Annotated in this window: 14 protein-coding genes; 10 read left to right on the plus strand and 4 right to left on the minus strand. The window is 65.8% G+C overall.

Going from position 1 to position 14606, the window contains the following annotated elements:
• Positions 1–2 precede the first annotated feature (2 nt).
• Entirely contained in the window at positions 3–1730 is a 1728-nt protein-coding gene (locus ACOQPD_RS15205; protein ID WP_420612807.1) for an FAD-dependent oxidoreductase, read from the plus strand.
• A gap of 41 nt (positions 1731–1771) precedes the next feature.
• Here the strand turns inward: ACOQPD_RS15205 and ACOQPD_RS15210 are convergent, their stop codons facing one another.
• Both ACOQPD_RS15210 and relB read right to left on the minus strand, forming a co-directional pair.
• A complete protein-coding gene (locus ACOQPD_RS15210; RefSeq protein WP_420612808.1) occupies positions 1772–2038 on the minus strand; it encodes a type II toxin-antitoxin system RelE family toxin in 267 nt (88 codons plus the stop codon).
• Positions 2022–2249 (minus strand): type II toxin-antitoxin system RelB family antitoxin, encoded by a 228-nt coding sequence (relB, locus tag ACOQPD_RS15215; RefSeq protein WP_420612809.1) that lies wholly within the window; start codon positions 2247–2249, stop codon positions 2022–2024. The genes ACOQPD_RS15210 and relB overlap by 17 nt, the downstream gene beginning before the upstream one ends.
• A 149-nt stretch (positions 2250–2398) precedes the next feature.
• Between relB and ACOQPD_RS15220 the strand changes: the two genes are divergently transcribed.
• Both ACOQPD_RS15220 and ACOQPD_RS15225 read left to right on the plus strand, forming a co-directional pair.
• On the plus strand, positions 2399–3331 hold the full coding sequence (locus ACOQPD_RS15220; protein WP_420612810.1) for a dihydrodipicolinate synthase family protein: 933 nt from the start codon (positions 2399–2401) through the stop codon (positions 3329–3331).
• A 114-nt stretch (positions 3332–3445) separates the two neighbouring features.
• Entirely contained in the window at positions 3446–4417 is a 972-nt protein-coding gene (locus ACOQPD_RS15225) for a 3-hydroxyacyl-CoA dehydrogenase (protein WP_420612811.1), read from the plus strand.
• Between the two features lie 39 nt (positions 4418–4456).
• Here the strand turns inward: ACOQPD_RS15225 and ACOQPD_RS15230 are convergent, their stop codons facing one another.
• Positions 4457–5179, minus strand: a complete 723-nt coding sequence (locus tag ACOQPD_RS15230) for an aspartate/glutamate racemase family protein (RefSeq protein WP_420612812.1) — start codon at positions 5177–5179, stop codon at positions 4457–4459.
• 117 nt (positions 5180–5296) lie between these two features.
• On the opposite strand from ACOQPD_RS15230, the gene ACOQPD_RS15235 reads away from it, so the two are divergent.
• Positions 5297–6061 (plus strand): SDR family NAD(P)-dependent oxidoreductase, encoded by a 765-nt coding sequence (locus ACOQPD_RS15235; protein ID WP_420612813.1) that lies wholly within the window; start codon positions 5297–5299, stop codon positions 6059–6061.
• Between the two features lie 30 nt (positions 6062–6091).
• Here the strand turns inward: ACOQPD_RS15235 and ACOQPD_RS15240 are convergent, their stop codons facing one another.
• Positions 6092–7117 carry a hypothetical protein gene (locus ACOQPD_RS15240; RefSeq protein WP_420612814.1) on the minus strand — a complete coding sequence of 342 codons (1026 nt, stop codon included), beginning with the start codon at positions 7115–7117 and terminating at the stop codon, positions 6092–6094.
• Positions 7118–7567: 450 nt separating this feature from the next.
• Between ACOQPD_RS15240 and ACOQPD_RS15245 the strand changes: the two genes are divergently transcribed.
• From ACOQPD_RS15245 to ACOQPD_RS15270, 6 genes are all read left to right on the plus strand, one after another.
• Positions 7568–8323: a transporter substrate-binding domain-containing protein gene (locus ACOQPD_RS15245; RefSeq protein WP_420612815.1), complete on the plus strand. Its 756-nt coding sequence runs from the start codon at positions 7568–7570 to the stop codon at positions 8321–8323.
• 154 nt (positions 8324–8477) lie between these two features.
• Positions 8478–10292, plus strand: coding sequence for an ABC transporter substrate-binding protein (locus ACOQPD_RS15250; RefSeq protein ID WP_420612816.1), 1815 nt, complete (start codon positions 8478–8480; stop codon positions 10290–10292).
• 157 nt (positions 10293–10449) lie between these two features.
• Positions 10450–11478: an ABC transporter permease gene (locus ACOQPD_RS15255; protein WP_420612817.1), complete on the plus strand. Its 1029-nt coding sequence runs from the start codon at positions 10450–10452 to the stop codon at positions 11476–11478.
• Between the two features lie 6 nt (positions 11479–11484).
• Positions 11485–12405: an ABC transporter permease gene (locus ACOQPD_RS15260; protein ID WP_420612818.1), complete on the plus strand. Its 921-nt coding sequence runs from the start codon at positions 11485–11487 to the stop codon at positions 12403–12405.
• Complete coding sequence (locus ACOQPD_RS15265) at positions 12402–13385, plus strand: ABC transporter ATP-binding protein (RefSeq protein WP_420612819.1); 984 nt, start codon at positions 12402–12404, stop codon at positions 13383–13385. The genes ACOQPD_RS15260 and ACOQPD_RS15265 overlap by 4 nt, the downstream gene beginning before the upstream one ends.
• Positions 13378–14325 carry an oligopeptide/dipeptide ABC transporter ATP-binding protein gene (locus ACOQPD_RS15270; protein WP_420612820.1) on the plus strand — a complete coding sequence of 316 codons (948 nt, stop codon included), beginning with the start codon at positions 13378–13380 and terminating at the stop codon, positions 14323–14325. Before ACOQPD_RS15265 ends, ACOQPD_RS15270 begins: the two co-directional genes overlap by 8 nt.
• The last annotated feature ends 281 nt before the right edge of the window (positions 14326–14606 follow it).

Consider the following 14606-nt stretch of genomic DNA (forward strand, 5'->3'; position numbering starts at 1 on the left):
GGGTGCGCGTCGGCGTACCGGGGGTCGAGCCTCCGGCAGAATCGGTCCGGCTGACCTTCGAGGGCCGCCCCGTGGAGGGGTGGGCGGGCGACACGCTCGCTTCGGCCCTGGTAGCTACCGGCGAGTTGGGTTTGCGCGAGGCGGTTGACGGAGGCCGGCGGGGCGTCTTCTGCGGGATGGGCGCCTGCCACGAGTGCGCCGTGGTGGTCGATGATCGGCCCGGGATGCTGGCCTGCATGGCCGGCGTGGAGGACGGGCAGGAGGTGAGGATGCAGCCGGCCGCTCCCGGACCTCCGGACGTGTCCCCCGGCGGCCGACCCCGGCGGGAGCTCTCGCCGACGGTTCTGGTGGTCGGTGGCGGGCCTGGAGGGCTGTCGGCGGCTTCGGTCATCGCCGAGCACGGTGTGGACGTGGTGGTGGTCGACGAGCGCTCCAAGCTGGGCGGCCAGTTCTACAAGCAACCCCCGCCCGAGCGGGCCATCGACGATTCCCGTATCGACTCCCAGTACCGGGCCGGGCGCAAATTGATCGCCCGGGCACAGGAAGCCGGGGTCGCGTTCCTCAACGGAGTCACCCTCTGGGGAGCCTTCGCGCCCGACTCGCTGGCTGCCCGGAGCGATGACTGCGACTGGGTGTTGCGCCCGCAGCGGCTGGTGCTGGCGACGGGGGCCCACGAGCGGCCCGTCCCGATTCCGGGCTGGACCCTGCCCGGCGTGATGACGACCGGCGCCGCCCAGACCCTGCTCCGATCGAGTCAGGTGGCGCCTGGTGAGCGGGTGATCCTCTCCGGCAACGGACCGCTCAACATGCAGGTTGCGGCCGAACTGGTCCGAGCCGGGGTCGAGGTGGTGGCGCTGGCGGAGCAGGCGGATCTCCGGTGGTGGCGGAACCTCGGCAACGGCGCGGGAATGCTGGCCTCGGCGCTCGAGCTGGTCGCCAAGGGGTTCTCCTACCGGACCACCCTGGTCCGGGCAGGAGTGCCGGTGATCGATCGCGCCTCGGTGGTCGAGATCCGCGGCGATCAGCGGGCGGAGGCGGCGGTGGTGGCCCGCTTGGACGGATCCGGGAACCCCATACCGGGAACGGAGCGGGAGTTCGCGGCTGACGCGGTCTGCCTCGGGTACGGCTTCATCCCGGCCAACGAGATCTCCAGGGCCGTGGGATGCGACCATCGCTACGACCCCGATACCGGAACGCTCGCGGTGGTTCGTACCTCCACTGGCCGGACCTCGCTCGACCCGGTCTGGGTGGTGGGGGACGCCGGCGGGATCAACGGCGCTTATGTGGCGACCGCCCTCGGCGCCCTGGCCGGGGCCGATGTGCTGGCCGACTTAGGGGCCGCATCGCCGGACCGCCTGGAGCGAGCCTTGTCCCGCGCCCGCCAGACCCTTCGCCGGCACCGGCGCTTCCAGCAGCACCTCCGCGGCCTGTATCGAGCCGAGCCCCTGACCACCCAACTGGCCCACGACGAAACGCTGGTGTGCCGGTGCGAATCGGTCGCCCTCGGGGAGTTACGGGAGGCGCTGGCCGGCGGCGCCAAGTCCGCGGGCGCGGCCAAACGCCTGACCCGGGCCGGTATGGGCAAATGCCAGGGCCGCTACTGCAGCCCGTCGGTGCTCGCTCTGGCCACCGAAGCCTCCGGGATTCCGCCTGGTGAGTTCTCCGGCTTCGCCCCCCAGGCCCCTATCCGCCCCGTAGCCATCGGCGAGGTCGCCGGGACTGCCACCTGAGTCGAGCGTTTCCCAATCAACTGTGGCCGGGCAACCCGGCTTCAAGACCGGTAAGCCTTGTCCCGTCTGGAAACCCTCACCACCAGGATCCGAACGCGGGCGTCATGTAGCTCGCAGACGACGCGATAGTGCCCGACGCGGTAGCGCCACAGATGCCCGAGCGGTCCGGTCAACGCCCGGCCGATGCGGCGCGGGTCCGTGGCCGCCACGCGTTCGTCCATGAAGTCGACAATGCGACGCGCCGCGCTCCGGTCGAGCTTTCTGAGTTGAACCTTGGCCGTGGAGGTGTACTCAACCGTCCAGGTCAAGCTCGTTCCTCACCTCATCGGCTGAATGGATAGGTTCTTGACCTTTCCGGACACGCTCTAGGACGTCTCCAGCCAGGTAGTAGTCCTCTATGTCTTCAAGGCCCTGCTCGATGATCTCGCGCAGGTAGTAAGCCTTCGTACGGCCCGTCTGTGAAGCTAGGAAGCTGAGACGTTCCTCGGTCTCCGGCGCCAAACGGATTGATGTCGGCATGTCGTGAACTCTCGTGTAGGCGGTGTATTCATCATATTTAGAGTATCACACGGACGAGGCATAGCGGAGCAGGACACGGGCACTCCGGTCGGCGCGACCCCTCAGGCTGCGCGCTGGTTAGAGTGACGGGGCTGGCGACTGGAGGAATGATGGCCAAGGAGTTTCGGGGCAGCTACACGGTATCGGTCACTCCGTTCACGGAGGATGGTTCGGGCGTCGACTTCGGAGCGCTGAAGAACTTCCTGGACTGGCAGATAGAGGTCGGCGTGCCGGGAATCATCGCGCTGGGCAGCACGGGGGAGTTCCTGGCGGTGAGTGACGAGGAGCGCCGCCAGCTCGTCGAGACCTATGTCAACCACATCGACGGGCGCATGCCGGTGATCATCGGCACGATGAACGCCCACACCCCGAACGCTGTCCGCCACAGCCGCCAGGCGGAGGATCTGGGCGCCGACGGCTTGATGATCATCCCGCCCTACTACTACACGCCCACCGACGACGAGATCTTCAGGTACTACGAGGCGATCGACGCGGCCATCTCGATCCCGGTGATGCTGTACAACAACCCGTTCACCTCCAATGTGGACATGTCGGCCAAGCTCCAGGCCAAGCTGTGCTTGGAGTTGGAGTCGGTGCAGTACGTCAAGGAGTCGAGCATGCATCTCTCCCGCGTGCCGGAGGTGATAGAGGCTTCCGGGGGGCGGATGAAGGTGTACGCCGGCGAGTGGGTCGTCGACTCCTACCTCCTGGGTGCGATCGGGTACGTCAACCCGTTCGGCAACTACCTGCCCCGGGCGTCGGGCAGGATCTTCGAGCTGCTCGAGGCGGGCCGCATCGAAGACGCTCGGGCCATCTGGCGCCCGATCGACCGGATCGAGCACACGATCGCCGAAGGACACCCGACTTACGGCCACCAGTGTTACTCCAAGGCGCTCGCGGCCGCGGTCGGTCACCCGATGGGTGACGTGAGGGCGCCTCTGACCACCTACGCCGAGCTGGGCGAGGAGGGCCGCGAACGGATGGCGAGGTTGATGCCGCTGGTCGAGGAAGCCGAGTCGCTGGCCGACTCGTTCGGTCTCTAGACCAAGCCTGGTTGTTCCCAGAACGGACCGCTGTGGTCTGTCTGTGGAACGGCGGTGTGGTATGACCGCCGGAGCGCACCAGGTTGTTTCGCAGACGGACCACTACGGCCGCTAGTGGGGGGATCTGACTCCCCGGCGAGTCATGACCGTGGCCGCGGTCGTATCGGAATCGTCGGGGGAGGGTCGATCGGTGTCGGTTGGGCCATCGTCTTCGCTCGGGCAGGGCACGTCACGACGGTGTTCGAGCCTGAGGACCGTCGCCGCCGGATCCTTGTAGAGGAAGTGGAAGTCCGGTTGGGCGAGCTGGGCGCCTTCGGTCTACTTGACGAGTCGCCCGCCGAGATCATCGCCCGGGTGGCGGTCACCGCCGATCTGGGCGAGGCGCTGGACGGTGCCGTACACGTCCAGGAGTGCGCTCCGGAGTCCCTTCGGCTGAAGGTCGACCTGTTCGAGAGGATGGATGCGCGGGCGGCCGCCGCCACCACGCTCGCCAGTTCCTCCTCCACCATGACCGCCTCCGGTGTAGCCGCCGGGCTCCCCGGCCGGTCTCGCTGCATCCTCGCCCATCCCGGCAACCCGCCCTACCTGATCCGGGTGGTCGAGCTGGCCCCGGCGCCTTTCACCGCCCCCGAAACGGTCGACTCGGCCCGCGAGTTGTTCTCCGGCGCCGGGATGCTGCCGATCACGGTCCGCCAGGAGATCGACTGCCTCGTGTTCAATCGGCTCCAGGGCGCGCTGCTCCGGGAGGCCCTGTGTCTGGTCAGGGACGGGGTGGTCGCACCGGCTGATCTCGACCTCGTAGTAAGCGAGGGATTGGCCCGCCGGTGGTCGGTGATCGGCCCCCTGGCCGTCGCCGAGCTCAACACCCGTGGGGGCATCGTCGCCCACGCCGGGTTCATGGGACGCGCCTATGGGCGGATCGGGATCGAGCGCGGTCACGAGGACCCGTGGGCATCCGATGTGGTTCAGCGGGTGGCCGAGGACCTGGAGTCCAGATTCCCGGCATCCGGCCGGGATGACCAGGTGCTGTGGCGGGACCGGGAGTTGATGCGTCTCGAGTCGGAACGGCGCCGCCGCTCCCGATGACCACGCGCCTCGTCGAGGCGAATCACGGCTCCGAGCAGGTTAGGTCAGGTTGGTGATCCGGACCTGGGCCTCGGCCATATGAAGCGATGCCACCATGGGGTCGATGCACACCGCGTCTATCAGGTGGGCTACCTCTCGGATCATGCCTCCCCATATGGTGCAGCCGAACAGGATGGCTTCCACGGGCCCCCGCTCCAGCATGGCCCGGGCAGCCGGTACCCCCTGCTCGTGGAGTTGGCGGCGGAACCGATCCTGGACGATCTCGGCGGTGACCTCCATGTTGCCGATCAGGCTGTCCTCGCCCTCCACGTGCATCGGCACGAAGGCGATGTCGCTCACCGCATCCGACAGTCCGTAGGCCCGGAGGTTGCCCCGCACCCAGTTGGCGGTGGTCTTCCAGTCGTGCTCGTCGGGGAAGAGCATCCCGATGTTGAGGCCCCGCCCGGCTGCCAGCGCCGCGGCGGCCTGAAGAGGGCCGATCACCGGTATCTTCACCGCCCGCTGCGCCTCGATCAGGGCAGGGTCCGAACAGCACCCGATGATGGCGGCGTCGGCGCCCTCCTCCTCGGCTCGGAGAACTGTGGCGATCAACTCGTTCATGTACAGCGGCACCGGGGAGAGCATCGGGCCGGTCAGTTCCGGCGGCAGGTCGAGGTGGACCACCTCGACGAAGACGCCGCTCGACGCGTGCTTCTCGAGCACCGAGACGGCACGCGGGACGTGGATGTCGATCCCTATCGGTTCGATGAAGGTGATCTTCATTCCTGCCTCCTGAGGTTGCCTGGCTGCGGGAGCAGTACCCCGCTTCGGATACAGTAGGACCGAATCTTATCGCTCGGTCCCATCGGGCGCGGCAGGAATCCACCGGGAGGTGTAGTAATGGGACAACCGCTCGAGGGCAAGGTGATCCTGGTGACCGGTGCCTCGCGGGGCATCGGTTTCGAGATCGCCCGAGAGTTGGGACGGGCCGGCGCCTCGGTGGTGGCCCATTACTCGCGCACGAGGCACGGGGCCGAGGCGGCAACGGCCGAGTTGCCACCCGACCGCAAGCTCCTCGTGCAGACCGACTTCTCCGAGCGCAGGGCGGGAAGCACGCTCTGGGACCTTGCGGTCGCATGGAAGGGCCGGGTCGACGTGCTGGTCAACAACGCCGCCATCCTCGCCGAACTGGATTGGGACGGTCCCGAGGACGAATGGGACCGGACCTGGCAGGCCACCTGGCAGGTGAACGTCGTCGAGCCGGCCCGCCTCACCCGCTCCGCAGTCCGTCACTTCGTCGAGAACGGTGACGGAACGGTGATCAGCCTGTCCAGCTGGCTGGCCTATCGGGCCGGCCGAGCTGCCATGGCCGCCTACAGCGCCTCCAAGGGAGCGCTGACTGCCCTGACCAAATCGGTGGCGGGTGACTACGCGCGCCAAGGCGTGGTCGCGTTCAACATCGCTCCGGGAATGGTGCGAACCGACATGTCCATCGACGCCGCCGAGCAATTCGGTGGCGAGGAAGGCACCGCCGACCAGCTTGCCATGGGGGAGTGGATCCCCCCGGTGGAGATCGCCCGGATCGTGGTGTTCCTGTCTAGAGGTGACTGCCGCCACCTGTCCGGCGCCACCATCGACATCAACGGCGCCAGCTACATGCGCTGAGTCCCCTGCTCGCGGTCCTGGGGGAGGAGGTCATGGTGTCGATGGTTGGGCGGTCTGCCATCCGAGGTTGGCGAGTAGCACGATCCCGGTGCCGACCAGTAGGGCTTGGGGATTAGCGATCGACACGTCGGCGAAAGCCCACAGCCAGAGCATCTGGAGGGCGGGGGCGAGGAACATGACACGTTGAACGCTCAGGCTGGATGTGGTGTACAGGGAGTACCGGTGGGCCAGGGAGCCGACCGCGTCGAAGGTGCCTGCTAGAGCTAGGAGGCCGGCGGTGGTCCAGGCGATTCCGAAGCCCCTGCCTGATGGGAAGAACAGAGCGCTACCCAGCAGGGTCAGGGGGAGGGCGCCGAGCCTTCCGGCGACTGCCGCGAAAGTGGCGTTCCACACCAGATCGTGCGGGTCGTTGCCGGGCCAAGTCATCAGGCGTCCCGTGGATACCGTTGTCCAGAGGCCTCCGCTGGCGGCGGCGGTTCCCGCCAACGCAACGAGTATTCCTGTCCAGTTCAAGGTTGCTACCGCGCCGGTCTCCGACCAGATGACCACGGCGGCGCCCGCAAAGGAGAGGATCATCAGCATCCAGTGCATCCTGCCCATGACATGCGGGGAGGTTTGGTCTGCGTTGGAGAGCTTCCTGCCCAGCCGCGCGGCCAGCCACACCATCCCGATCAGCATCAGCTGGAAGATGATGGTCACCACCAGCGGGTCGATCAGGGTGGCTGCCCACACCCAGAAGGCGAGGTCTACGGCCAGGGAGACCGCCATCCAGAGGGCCGGGGTTCGCAACAGGTCCCGAGAGGTCCGGATGCGGAGCGGCTCGCCGCCGGTTCCCCAATATGACAGCAGCCGGCGGGCACTCTCTCGCCATTGCTTCTTCCCGCTCGGTACGAGGAGGAAGATCGGGAGCATGGTCAGGACTTGGAAGACCAGTAGCCACGAACGCCACGCGAAGGGGTCGGCGCTGCTGTGGGTATAGACAAACAACAGGGGCAAGCAGGAACTGGTAGTGACTGCGGCCAGAGCCCATAGTGTCCCCTTGGTGGTCGGGTTCATCGGTCGAACGATCCTGAACCTCGCGGCTGCCGTCGTGGGATCGCTGACGGAGTGCGGCGGAGGGACTGGGCGCCGCCGCGTGCGTTATTCAGAGGCTGCGTACTCGGCCTCAGGCGGGGCCGTCCGCGTCGGTTCTTTCACGGTCGGCGGGTTGTTGATCACCGGCTCCGTGAAGTCCCCCTTGCACCCGTGGTGCACTCGCTTGGGGACGAGAATGAAGTCGCCGGGTCCGAAGGTTCTCGGCGATGTCGGGTACATCGGCCGGTCTGATCACAGGTGTCGGGCCTCCGCCGTTGCTAGCTCGGGAAGATCGTACATGCGGCGCATGGGAGGTTGGGCTAGCCGCTCGCAGGAGTACGGGGCTCGCGGCTCGGGTCCGGCGTGGCAGGGGTGTCTAGTGTTGGCCAAGAGCGGCGGGCCTCCGCCGGGTGCGCTTGCAGGAGGACGGCAATGCCTGTCGGGTGGGATTCGACGCTGGATGAGATTCTGGACCGTGGTTCCCTGAGGATTCCCATCGAGTTTCTGGGTCACCCCGATACGGGAGATCCGCCCGAGATGTACCGCGACCCCGAGACCGGTGAACCGGACGGTCTGGCGCCCCGGATCGGGGCGATGATCGCGTCGGACCTCGGCGTGGAGCTCGAGATCGTGGATATCCTATGGCCGGACCAGATTCCTGCATTGTTCGACCGGACGGTGGACCTTCTTCCCAAGCACACCCTCTTCCCTCAGAGGGCCCTCCAACTGGAGTTCGTGATGGGTCGCCTGATGCAGATCCGGGTCACCTGTCAGGTGCCGATCGAGAGGGCGCACCAAGGGGTCGAGTCGCTGTATCGGGAGGGTATCCGGATCGGGGTGTGGCATGGATCGAGCAACAGGGACGTTGCCGGGCGCTTCTTCCCGGCGGCGACCGTGGTGGAGTCTCCGGATCCGACCCGGTTGCTGCTGGACGGACAGGTCGATGCTGTCATCGGCGACGCGGTGACGCGGCGATACCTGGAACTCAATCCGGAACTGGGACTGTTGCGAGAGCCGGACGGCACGCTGGTGATCCTGTCGCGGGGGCACAACAAGATCTCGATCCGCCCCGGCGATCCGAGATTCCTCAACTGGCTGAACAGCTGGTACGACTACCGAGCCGCAGAAGGGGACATCGAGGCTCTCTGCGTGACGTGGTGGGAGAGCCATATGGCGGACCGGGAGTAGCAGGGGGGTCCGGCCACCCGGGTTAGGGTGCCACCCGTTCTCAGACCGGACCTCTAACTCCCGTTCCTTCTCGTCCACGCCGTGCAATCGAGTTGCGGATCACTCGGCGCGACAAATAGGATGACCTATGTTCCCAGCCTTCAGGAGGGCGAGTATGAAGATGCTTTGGAAACGGACGCCACCAGTCATGGCGCTCGTGCTCGGTCTGGCGATGGTCGCCGCCGCTTGTGGCGGTACCGAGACCGTCACCGAGACGGTGGTGGTCACATCCATCGTTACCGAGACCGAGGTCGTAACCGAAGAAGTGGTGGTCACCGAGGAAGTGGTGGTCACATCCATCGTTACCGAGACCGAGGAAGTGGTGGTCACGGAGGAAGTGGTGGTCACCGAGGAAGTGGTGGTGACCGAGACCGTGGAGGTCATGGTCGACGACTCCGAGGCACGGACGCTCCGTATCGCCATCGCTGATGACGTGGAGCAGCTCGATCCCGCCCTGGGCTCGGCGCAGCTAACCAACCTGGTCCTTAAGAACGTCTACATGCAGCCGGTTCAGTACCGTCCCGGCCCTGATGTGGGCGGCTTCTCGTACGCCGACACGACCTCCTTCGAGGGTCAGTGGATCGAGTCATGGGACTTCAGCGATGACTTCCGGACTATCACCCTTAAGCTCCGCCAGAATCTGACGTTCCCGACCAGTGGCAACCCGGTAACGGCTGACGACGCCATCTACACGATCAACCGGGCGCTTGCCACCGGACCGGCCGGACCGGCCTGGGTCTGGGGCAACATCGGTGTGACATCGATCGACCAGATCGAGCGGGTCGACGATCGGACGATCGTCGTTCACAACGCCAGGCCTTCCACGATCGTGCTGCCGCTGATGAGAGACCAGACCATGGGCATCATGGACAGCGTGACAATCCAGGCGAACTCCACCGAGGACGATCCTTGGGGCCGGGATTGGCTCAAGCAGAACTACGCCGGCAACGGCCGCTACGTGGTGGACAGCTGGGATCGCGGATCGCGCATGGTTCTGAAGCGCAACCCCACCTGGACGGGTTTCCAGCCCTATTTCGAGACGGTGGAGTTGCTGACGGTGCCCGAGGCGGCCAACCGTCTCGCCCTGCTCCAGAGCGGTGATGTGGACATCGCCCTTGATCTGTCCGTACAGCAGTTGGCTACCGCAGCCACTTCGGACGGTGTGAAGGTTCTGTCGGTCCCCGACCGGAACGGGATCAACGTACTGATGAACAACCAGGCCCCGCCGTTCGACAACGTGACCTTGCGTAAGGCGATGTCCTACGCGGTCGACTACAACGCGATAGTCAACGGTGTCCTGAATGGCCAGGCCGTCCCGAGTCAAGGACCTATTTCGGTGAATTCCAGGTTCTTCGATCTCTACAACCTGGAGGACGCGTGGCTCTACGAGCACGATCCCGACAGGGCTCGGCAGCTGATGGCCGAAGCCGGCTTTGCCGACGGGTTCGAGTTCGAGATGGTCATCCGCCAGAACGTCCCGCTCGATGAAGCGGTCGCTACGAACCTCAAGGCGCAATTCGCCGACCTTGGGATTGATATGAGCATCCGTCCTGTCACCGGGGCCGAGATGTTCGATCACCTGTTCGGTCTCACCTACGGAGGTATGGCCTTCCGGGGTGGTCTCCTCGATTACGTCGATGACCCCTACTACCAGTTCTTCCTGTGGTGGGATTCGCAGGACGCGGCGATCAACTGGACCGGCTTCGTGGACCCGCGGATCGATGAGATCCTCGACGAAACGGCTTCGGTCGTCTCGGATCCGGGACGGCGCGAGCCCTACCGGGAGGCAGTGACCCGATTGGTCGACGCAGCACCGATGCTGTGGCTTGCCAATGCCAACTTCACGCTGGCGATGCGCGAAGACATCGGTGGGTTCACGCTCCATCCCGACGGGCTTCTCTGGTTCGCGACCCTGAATCGCGCCGGCTAGTCCATCGGCCATTAACTACGAAGATCGGGAGGGCGACGCCTAGGGCGGCCGCCCTCCCGATCATTCCACCTTCTTGGAGCTACGCATAGAAGCGACACAGGCAACTAGTCAGGAGCAGGAGACCCGCGATCGGCTCTCCGGACTTCGCCGATGGGCCATGTTCCTGGCCAACCGCGTAGTGGTTCTCGCCGTCGTCTTCCTGGCGGTGGTCATGATCGGCTTCACGATTACCCGCTCCACAGGTACCCCCCTGTACGCCTCGCTGGGAATGGCGGTGAGCGAGGCGATAATCGAGCAGCGAGCCGAGGAGATGGGCCTCAACGAGCCGATTGTCGTGCAGTTCTGGACCTATTTGGTTCACCTTCTGCAGGGAGACCTGGGGGTGTCGCGCATCAGCCGCATACCGGTCGCCGAGGACATTGCCCTCAAGCTTCCCGCCACCGCCGAGATGGTTTTCTTCACGCTGGTGGTCAGTTTCATCTGGGCCATCCCGCTCGGCGTACGGGCGGGACTCAGACCCGGCGGGCGCCTGGCCAAGCTCGGGGAGGGCATGGCGCAGTTCGGCGTCAGCGTCCCGGCCTTCTGGCTCGGCCTGTTGTTCATCTTTCTTCTCTACTTCTTGCCTCCCAGGCTCCCGGAGCCTCTAGGCCCTCTTCCCTCGCTATTCCCGCCTCCTCTGGGCCGCCTGGGCGGCGTTGATCCCCCTGCCATGGTGACCGGTTTCTACACGGTCGATGCCCTGATCGCCGGGGACTTCCGGCTGGCATGGGAGGCTCTGTGGCATCTGATCCTTCCCGCGGTGACGCTCTCGCTGACCAGCGGGCCCCCGCTCTTCCGCGTGACCCGCACCGCCGTCAGCGAGGCCCTGGCCAGCCCGTTCGTCGAGGCGGCCTACAGCTACGGACTGGGCCGGCGAACGGTTCTGATCAGGGACGTTCTTCGGAACGCCTCCCCGCCTGTGCTCAATCTCGCCGCCATGACCTTCGGCTACCTGATCGGGGGCGGGGTGCTGGTGGAGGTGGTGTTCTCCTGGCCCGGGATCGGTTCGTACGCGGTGTGGGGCATGGACAACTCCGATTATGACGTGGTGCTGGCGGTGGTGATCATCGCCGCGCTTATCTACGTGATCCTGTACTTCATAGTCGATCTGATCCAGTTCGCCATGGATCCCCGGCTCCGTGACTGAGCGGCGATGACCACCATCTCCCGCCAGCGGGAACGCCCGCTTCTGGCCCGTGTCCTCGTGGGCCCTACCGCCGGCATCACCATCCGGCGTTCCCTGTTCTTCTTCATGCTGTTCCTGGCCGTGATCGGTCCGTGGATCGAGACGATCGGCCAGTGGATACCCATGCCCGTCTACGACCCTCTCCGGCCCGATCCGTTCAATCCGGTGTCCCCGCCCTCGGCGGAGCACTGGTTCGGAACGGACACCTTAGGCCTCGACATCTTCACGAGAGTGATCGTGGCCACCCGGGTCGACTTCACTTTGGCGCTAATCGGGGTCATGCTGGGCGGCGGCCTGGGATGCCTGGCGGGCGCCTGGGCCTCCTACCGTCGCGGGTGGGTGGACATGGTCGCCCTGCGGATCGTCGAAGTGGTCCAGTCCTTCCCCGTCCTCCTCCTCGGGATCGCCCTGTTCGCCGCGCTGGGACCCCTCGAGATCTTCGGCCCCGTGGACAACGGCATGGCGGTCCTCGTCATAGCCATCTCCATGGTCAACTTCCCGCTGTACCTGCGCCAGGTACGAAGCGTGTTGCTGCCGCTCACCGATGCGGAGTTCGTGCAGGCGGCCAAGTGCGCCGGCCTGGGAGCGTGGGGCATCGTGTGGCACCACTTCATCCCCAACGCTCGCGGCCAGATCCTGGCCTTGTTTCCCTTGACGTGCGCCTACGCCATCCAGATCATCGCCGGGCTCAGCTTCATCGGCCTCGGCATCGAACCGCCGAACCCCGAGTGGGGATCCATGATCAAGACGGGGGCCACGCTGATCGTCCAGGGCCACTGGTGGGTCTCCGTATTCCCAGGCGCCTTCATCGTCCTGTCCGTGTACTCGCTGACCGGCTTCTCTGCCCGCTCGGAGACGTTGGTCGGTCCGGGAGGGACGTCCGCATGAACTCCGGTCCGGCCAACGGGGCGCTGCTGACCCTCTCGGGGGTGGAGGTCACCATCAACACCCTCTCGGGTCCGGTCCATCCTCTCCAGGGCGTGGACCTCGAAGTGTTCCCCGGCGAGACGGTCGGGCTGGTGGGGGAGAGCGGTTGCGGGAAGTCGATGACCCTGCGCTCGATCCTGCGGCTGATGCCTCCGGGTGGGGCGATCACCGGCGGTGCGGTCGAGTGGCAAGACCGTTCGGTGCTCGACCTGGATACCGACGAACTCCAGACCTACCGGGGCTCAGAGGTAGCCATGATCTACCAGAACCCCGTCACGGCCCTTGACCCCATGCTCAGCGTGGAGCGCCAGATCGTGGACGCGTTCAAGGCCAACCGCGAGGTACTAGACGGCGCTCCGGAGGAGTTCGCCCGCGAGGCGCTGCGTGACCTCGAGTTCGGCAACCCCGACGCCATCATGAGACGCTACCCGCACCAGTTGAGCGGGGGAATGGCGCAGCGGGTCAACATCGCGCTGGCCCTGGCTTGCGGGCCGTCCCTCATACTGGCTGATGAGCCGACCACCGGACTTGACATGACCACCCAGGTGAGGGTGCTGGATCTCCTGGAGCAGCAGGTTCATGCCCGTAATGCCGCTCTGCTCTTCATCTCCCACGACCTGCGGGCCGTGGCGAGGGTGGCCGAGAACATCGGGATCATGTACGCCGGACGCGTGGTGGAGTTCGGCCCTCGGGAGCGGATCCTCACCGAGCCTTCTCATCCATACGCCAGGGCGCTCCTCGATTGCGTGGACCTGCGTACCGATGAACGCCCCCGCTCGATTCCCGGCCTGGTTCCACGGATGACCGAGGTCTACCAATTCTGCGCCTTCCGGGACAGGTGCGTGTCCCGGATGGCCGTGTGCGACGAGGAACCCCTGCCCACGCACGAGTTGGGCGCGCGCGGCCGGTTGCTATGTCACCTGGGCCCCGACCATGACTGAGCGCACCATCCTCGAGGTCCGCAACCTGTCGAAGACCTATCGGGTGCGTCGTTCCATCGGCCTGGTCGAGACGATCAAGGCTGCCCAGCGGGTCTCGTTCGCTGTGGAGCGGGGCCGGACCCTGGGGATAGTCGGGGAGAGCGGATCTGGCAAGTCAACGGTCGCTCGTTGCCTCCTTGGCCTGACACCGCTCACGGAGGGGGAGGTACTCCTGGAAGGGACCCAGCTGGGTGATCTGGGCGTCCGGAAGATGCGGTCTCACCGCCGCATGATGCAGATGGTGTTCCAGATGCCGCAGGCATCCTTCGACCCGACCCATACCGTGCGCAGTTCGGTGGCGCAGCCGTTGCGCCGCCTCCGACCGGACATGTCGAAATCGGAGCAGGAGGAACGCCTCCGGCACGTACTGACCGCGGTGAGCCTCGGTGAGGAATTGTGGGACCGGAAGCCGAGGGCGCTGAGTGGAGGACAGCTCCAGCGCGCGGCCATCGCCCGAGCCCTGGCGCCCGACCCCGAGCTCGTTGTGCTGGACGAGCCGACCTCCTCGCTCGACCTGAGCGTGCGCGGGGACATCCTGTCGCTCCTGCAGGAGCTCCAGGAGGAGTTCCACGTCGCCTTCGTCTTTATCTCCCATGACCTCGAGGCGGTGCGCGTATGCGCCCACGAGGTGATCGTCATGTACCTGGGCCAGATCGTGGAGCAGGGCACGGCGGAGCAGGTCTTCGGCTCACCGGCCCATCCCTACACGCAAGCCCTGATGGCGGCGAGCCGCTTCGAGACCGACAGTTTCGAGTTGGGCCCCAAGGGGGAGACCGACCCCAGTTCCGGATGCCGGCTGATGCCCAGATGCCCCCTCGCGGAGGCGGCCTGCTCCGCCGAACAGGATCTGGTTCCGAGCGGTATGGACGGTCGGACCGTGCGATGCTGGAAGGTCGTGTAGAGCCTCGCCTTCAGGCGTGAGACCGACTCGGTGGTCGGCCGTGTTGTAGGACAGAACGTGATACGCTAGGGAATATGTCTTCTCGAGCGTTGTCTGTACGTCTGGACGACGAAGCGTTACACGCTCTAGGCCAACTTGAGGCAACGGGCTTGACCCGTTCCCAAGCCATACGGTTGTCCCTGGTTGAAACAGCGGCACGACACCGCGACGAGGAAGCCCTGGCCGCCGAAGCGGCCAGGCTGGAGGCCGATGAGGACGACCGTGCGGAGATGCACGCAGTA

It is taken from the genome of Candidatus Spongiisocius sp., assembly GCF_965221825.1.
Lineage (GTDB): Bacteria > Actinomycetota > Acidimicrobiia > Spongiisociales > Spongiisociaceae > Spongiisocius.